At 69.9% G+C, this 4743-nt stretch carries 7 protein-coding genes; 1 reads left to right on the forward strand and 6 read right to left on the reverse strand.

Features of this window, described 5'->3' with window-relative positions; translation table 11 throughout:
- Positions 1-15: 15 nt before the first annotated feature.
- Genes dapA through AC1D15_RS18575 form a run of 6 tightly spaced genes read right to left on the reverse strand, consistent with a single transcriptional unit; the run spans position 16 to position 4430 of the window.
- A complete protein-coding gene (gene dapA, locus AC1D15_RS18550) occupies positions 16-897 on the reverse strand; it encodes a 4-hydroxy-tetrahydrodipicolinate synthase (protein WP_047511463.1) in 882 nt (293 codons plus the stop codon).
- Between the two features lie 25 nt (positions 898-922).
- Positions 923-1516, reverse strand: coding sequence for a class I SAM-dependent methyltransferase (locus AC1D15_RS18555; protein ID WP_477827139.1), 594 nt, complete (start codon positions 1514-1516; stop codon positions 923-925).
- A complete protein-coding gene (locus AC1D15_RS18560) occupies positions 1513-2319 on the reverse strand; it encodes an SDR family oxidoreductase (protein WP_477827140.1) in 807 nt (268 codons plus the stop codon). Before AC1D15_RS18560 ends, AC1D15_RS18555 begins: the two co-directional genes overlap by 4 nt.
- A gap of 1 nt (position 2320) precedes the next feature.
- Positions 2321-2449: a hypothetical protein gene (locus tag AC1D15_RS18565; RefSeq protein ID WP_477827141.1), complete on the reverse strand. Its 129-nt coding sequence runs from the start codon at positions 2447-2449 to the stop codon at positions 2321-2323.
- 11 nt (positions 2450-2460) lie between these two features.
- Positions 2461-3678: an MFS transporter gene (locus AC1D15_RS18570; protein WP_477827142.1), complete on the reverse strand. Its 1218-nt coding sequence runs from the start codon at positions 3676-3678 to the stop codon at positions 2461-2463.
- Between the two features lie 29 nt (positions 3679-3707).
- Positions 3708-4430, reverse strand: a complete 723-nt coding sequence (locus AC1D15_RS18575) for a hypothetical protein (RefSeq protein WP_477827143.1) — start codon at positions 4428-4430, stop codon at positions 3708-3710.
- Positions 4431-4551: 121 nt separating this feature from the next.
- On the opposite strand from AC1D15_RS18575, the gene AC1D15_RS18580 reads away from it, so the two are divergent.
- A partial coding sequence (locus AC1D15_RS18580; protein ID WP_477827144.1) for a hypothetical protein occupies positions 4552-4743 on the forward strand: 192 nt, incomplete at its 3' end.

The raw sequence follows: 4743 nt of genomic DNA on the forward strand, positions 1-4743 counted from the left end.
GGTCGCAGCGGCTGCTCACAGCAGACCCGATTCGCGCATCGCTTGTTCCACCGTGGCCTGGCCCGCGGCCGTMAGCCCGACGATCGGCAGGCGCAGCGTGGCGCCGCAGCGGCCCAGCCGCGACAAGGCCCATTTGGTGGGCGCCGGGCTCGGTTCGACGAACAGGTTCTTGTGCAGCGGCAGCAGCTTCAGGTGGATGTCGGTCGCCTCGCGCACCTGGCCGGCCAGCGCGGCCTTGCACAGCTCGTGCATCGCACGCGGCGCGACGTTGGCGGTGACGCTCACGTTGCCGTGGCCGCCCAGCAGCATCAACGCGATCGCGGTCGGGTCGTCGCCGGAATAGATCGAGAAGCCCTTCGGCGCATTGCGCACCAGCCAGCCGGCGCGCTCGATGTTGCCGCTGGCCTCCTTGATGCCGACGATGCCGGGGATCTGCGCCAGGCGCAGCGTGGTCTCGGGCAGCATGTCCGCGACGGTGCGGCCGGGGACGTTGTACAGCACCATCGGGATGTCGACCGCTTCGGCGATGGCCTTGAAGTGCTGGTAGATGCCTTCCTGCGACGGCTTGTTGTAGTACGGCACGACCGACAGCGTGCAGTCGGCGCCGGCCTTGCGGGCGTAGCGCGAGTGCTCGATGGCCTCGCGGGTGGAGTTGGCGCCGGTGCCGGCCATGATCGGCACCCGGCCGCGTGCATGCTCGACCGCGACGCGGATGATCTCCCAGTGCTCCTCGACCGAGACCGTGGGGCTTTCGCCGGTGGTGCCGACGACGCCGATGCAGTCGGTGCCTTCGTCGATGTGCCAGTCGATCAGGCGGCGCAGCGCGTCATAGTCGACGCTGCCGTCCTCGTGCATCGGCGTGATCAGCGCGACGATGCTGCCAACAATGGATTTCATGCGGGATCCTCGGAATCCGCGGATTTTACTCACCCTGCGGGGGGTGCCCGGCGTCCAGCAGATAACGCGGGATTTCACCCGGTCCGCCGGCGTCGGCGCCGGCGTTCACCGCGGCGATGCGCTGCACGAAGCGCGCCGGCGAGCCGAGGAAGCCGTCCTCGAACGCGACCACGCGCAGGCCGCGCGCCGCGTCCAGCAGCTCGCCCGGGCGCAGCAGGAAATCCGGGTTGGCCGGCCGGCCCACGCCCTGCTGGCCGTGCGCGAAGGTCTCGTAGATCAGCACGCCGCCGTCGGCCAGCGCCTGGCACAGCGTGGGCAGCAGCGGGCGCCACAGGTAGTTGGTCACGACGACGGCGTCGAAATGCCGCTCGGGCAGCGGCCACGGACCGGCCTCGATGTCGGCCAGCACCACGTCGGCGATCGGGTGCAGCGCTTCGGTGGCGGCCGCGTCGCGGTCGAGCGCGGTCACGTGGCAGCCCCGGCCGGCGAACCAGCGCACGTGGCGGCCGCTGCCGCAGGCCACGTCGAGCACGCGCGCGCCCGGCGCGATCAGGTGCGACCAGCGCTGCACCCAGGCSGAGGGGGCAGGGCCGCCATGCGGGCTCAGCGTCGCGCTCATTGCGGCCGGGCGTGCTGGTTCAGCGCCTTCAGCGCCAGCCGGTCGATCAGCCGCGGCGCGACCAGCTTCAGCCAGCGGCCGAGCTTGCCCTGCGCCGTCATCACGACATCGCGCCGGCGCGCCTCGGCGCCGTCGATGATCAGCCGCGCGCAGGTCTCGACCGGCATCGCATCCGATTCGTCGAGCCCGCTGCGGCCGGCGGCCTGGCCGCTCGCGTCGTAGCCGCGGCGGCGGATTTCCGTCGCGACGACGCCCGGGTACGCGATCGTCACGCTGATGCCCTGGCGGCCGATCTCCGGCCGCAGCGACTCGAAGAAGCCGGTCATCGCGAACTTGGTGGCCGCGTAGGCGGTGCGCCCCGGCACGCCGACCAGCCCGGCCAGGCTGGACACCGCGACGATGCGGCCGTAGCTCGTCTTCAGGTGCGGCAGCGCCGCATGGGTGCACCAGACGCTGCCCCACAGGTTCACGCGCATCAGGTCTTCGTACCAGCCGAGGTCGGCCACGTCGCGCAGCAGCGCCTGGGCCGACATGCCGGCGTTGTTGACCAGCGTGTCGAGCCGACCGAAGGTGTTCATCGTCGCGTCGACGAGCGCGGTGCAATCGGCCTGCACGCTCACGTCGCAACGCTGCACCAGCGCCTGCGCGCCGTGCGTGCGGCACTCGGCGGCAACGGCCTCCAGCCTGTCGACGTTGCGCGCCGCCAGCACCAGCGCGATGTTGGCCTTGCCGCGCGCGGCCCACTGCCGGGCCATCTCGGCGCCGATGCCGTCGGAGGCGCCGGTGATCACGACGACGTACATGTCAGAAGCAGTTCCACAGCTGGTTGGCGAGCGTGAAGGCCATCTCGGGGTTCAGGTAGGCCGCGAACACGAGCAGCAGTGCGGCACCCACCGCCAGCCAGATCGCCACGCGGGCCAGGCCCTTTTTCATGTCGTGCCCGCTCACGCCGGTTGCGGGGCTGCCCGCACGATCGCTGATTCGCGCACCGGCAGGTTGACGAGCGCGGCGAACACGCCCAGCCCGACCGCGATCCACCACACCACGTCGTAGCTGCCGGTGCTGTCGTACAGCTTGCCGCCCAGCCAGACGCCGAGGAAGGAGCCGACCTGGTGGCTCAGGAACACGAAGCCGCCCAGCATCGACAGGTAGCGCACGCCGAAGACCTGCGCGACGATCGCGTTGGTCGGCGGCACGGTCGACAGCCACAGCACGCCCATCACCGAGGCGAACACGTAGACGCTGGTCGGCGACAGCGGCACGCTCAGGAAGATGACGATCGCCACCGAGCGCAGCGCATAGATCGTCGACAGGATGTAGCGCTTGGGCAGGCGCTGGCCGAGCGCGCCGGCGGTGTAGGTGCCGATCACGTTGAACAGGCCGATCAGCGCGAGCGCGCCGGTGGCGACGTCCTGCGACAGGCCGTGGTCCTTCAGGTAGCTGGGCATGTGCACGCCGATGAACACCACCTGGAAGCCGCAGACGAAGTAGCCGGCCATCAGCAGCAGGAAGCTCGGGTAGGCGAAGGCCTCGCGCAGCGCGGCGCCGAGGCTCTGCTGCAGCGGGTTGACGATGAACTTCGGCTCCTTCAGGCCGGCGGCCAGCGGGATGATGGCGAGCGCGATGCAGCCCAGCACGAACAGGGCCTGCTGCCAGCCGAGGTGGCCGATCAGCCAGTTCTCGGTGGGCACCATCAGGAACTGGCCGAACGAGCCGGCCGCGGCGGCCACGCCCATCGCCCAGCTGCGTTTCTCGGGCGCGACGTTGCGGCCGATCACGCCGTAGACCACCGCGTAGGTGGTGCCCGACTGCGCCATGCCGAGCAGCAGGCCGGCGCTGCCGGTGAAGGCGAGGCCCGAGGTGGAGACGGCCATCAGCACCAGCCCGCCGGCGTAGAGCAGGCTGCCGACGATCAGCACCTTGAAGGCGCCGAAGCGGTCGGCCAGCGCGCCGGCGAACGGGCCGGCGACGCCCCAGGCGAGGTTCTGCACCGCGAGCGCGAAGGCGAAGGTCTCGCGCGTCCAGCCGCGGTCCATCGTGATCGGCTGCAGCCACAGGCCGAAGCCGTGGCGGATGCCCATCGACAGCGTGACGATCATGGCGCCGCACAGCAGCACCTGTTTCATCGAGAGCGGGGCGGGGGCGGTGGCAGTCCGGGACATCGGGCGAATGTAACGGATTGCCCTGCGACTCAGAACCTGAAGCCGTACTTCGCGCTGTAGCTGGTCGCCTTGCCCGTCTTGTCGGCCTCGAAGGCCAGGTTGGCCAGGCCGAAGTTGATGTTCACGCCGGCGAATGCCTTCGCGAGGTTGAAATCTTCCTTGCCCTTCAGCGACGATGCCTCGGGCTTGCTGCTGACGTTGACGGTGCCGAGGCCGGCGTAGGGCGTCGCGAACAGGAAGCCCTTGGACACCGAGACGTCGAAGCCGTAGGTGCGCAGCTTCAACTGGTCGACGCCCGAGATCGACGATGCGCTGGCGCGCAGCGCGATCGCCGGCAGCACCGCGTTGCCGGCCAGCGGCGCCCAGCGCAGCTCGCCGCCGGTGATGGTRATGCCGGCCGTCGGCACGCGCGAGACCGACACGCCCAGGTCGATGTCGAACGGCAGTCCCTTGTGGGCGCGCAGCGACGGCACGGGAATCGTCGACGGTACGCTCGTGCCGCCGGCCGCCTTCTGCCAGATGCCGCGGTTCTCGATCGCGGTGCCCGAGACGCCGATGCCGATGTCGAAGCCGGTCAGCCCGAGCGGCTCGGACGGGATCAGCGGCTTGAACGACACGATCGCGCCCAGGTCTTCCGACAGCAGGCGGAATTCGGACTGCGACAGCGACTGCAGCGTGTTCAGGTCGGCGGCCTGGGCGATCGGCGCGATGGCGCCCAGCAGGGCGATCAGGGAGGCGGAGGCAAGGCGCATTGGAAGTGGGTTTGGAGCGAAAAACGCGCGCAAGGGTAACTTGCTGCGGCGACCGCGCTGTGTCGCATGCGCCACGGTGGACTACGAGTTGTAACTTGACGGGCTTCTAGAATCCCGCCCCATGGCGACCAAACCCAGCAATTCCTACGGCGAGTCATCGATCCGYGTCCTGAAGGGCCTCGAGCCCGTGAAGCAGCGGCCGGGCATGTACACCCGCACCGACAACCCGCTGCACATCATCCAGGAGGTCATCGACAACGCGGCCGACGAGGCGCTGGCCGGCCACGGCAAGCGCATCGACGTGGTGCTGCAC

This window comes from Rhizobacter sp. P2_H2, from assembly GCF_056403375.1.